Genomic DNA, 995 nt, shown 5'->3' with positions numbered 1-995 from the left:
GGTCTCGAACATCTCGCGGCCGTAGATGCCCTTGAGATGCAGCATCTTGAAGATGACCTTGTTCCAGTCGATCTCGAAGCCGGTGGGCGCGATGCCGAGGATGGCGATCTTGCCGCCATTGTTCATGGTGTCGATCATGTCGCGGAAGGCGGGTGCGGCGCCCGACATCTCAAGACCGACGTCAAAACCTTCGGTCATGCCGATCGAAGGCATGACGTCGCGCAGCTTCTCCTTCGAGGCATCGACGACATGCTGGACGCCGAGCTTGCGCGCCAGGTCCAGCCGGACCGGGTTGATGTCGGTGATGACGACTTTTCGCGCGCCGACGCATTGCGCGACGAGCGCGCCCATGATGCCGATCGGGCCGGCGCCGGTGACCAGCACGTCCTCGCCGACCAGATCAAAGGACAACGCCGTGTGCACGGCATTGCCCAATGGATCGAAGATGGCGGCGATTTCGTCCGGCACGTCGTCGGGGATCGGCACGACATTGTGCTGCGGGATCGCCATGTATTCGCCGAAGGCGCCTGGACGGTTGACGCCGACGCCCAGCGTATTGCGGCACAGATGCCCTCGCCCGGCGCGGCAGTTGCGGCAGTGGCCGCAGACGATATGGCCCTCGCCCGAGACGCGCTGGCCGACCTTGTATTCGGTGACCGCGGCGCCGTAGTCGGCGACCGCGCCGACAAATTCATGGCCCGTCACCATCGGCACGGGCACAGTCTTCTGCGCCCACTGGTCCCAATTGTAGATGTGGACGTCGGTGCCGCAGATCGCGGTCTTCCTGACCTTGATCAGCACGTCGTTCGGGCCGATCTCCGGCACCGGCACCTCTTCCATCCAGATTCCCGGCTCGGCCTTGGCCTTCACCAGCGCCTTCATCATGTTGGACATTTCTAGCTCCTTACCCTCCCCCTTGTGGGGAGGGTGGCCCGAAGGGCCGGGTGAGGGTCAAAGCAACTGGCGACGGTACTGACCCTGCATACCCCCGCCCC

At 64.1% G+C, this 995-nt stretch carries 1 protein-coding gene; it reads right to left on the bottom strand.

Features of this window, described 5'->3' with window-relative positions; translation table 11 throughout:
• Positions 1-894 (bottom strand): L-threonine 3-dehydrogenase (tdh, locus tag EOA29_RS37825; protein WP_127222481.1); only part of this gene is annotated, 894 nt, incomplete at its 3' end.
• Positions 895-995 lie beyond the last annotated feature (101 nt).

This window comes from Mesorhizobium sp. M1E.F.Ca.ET.063.01.1.1, from assembly GCF_003998155.1.
Classification (GTDB): Bacteria; Pseudomonadota; Alphaproteobacteria; order Rhizobiales; family Rhizobiaceae; genus Mesorhizobium.
This window is presented reverse-complemented; position numbering and strand designations above follow the sequence as displayed.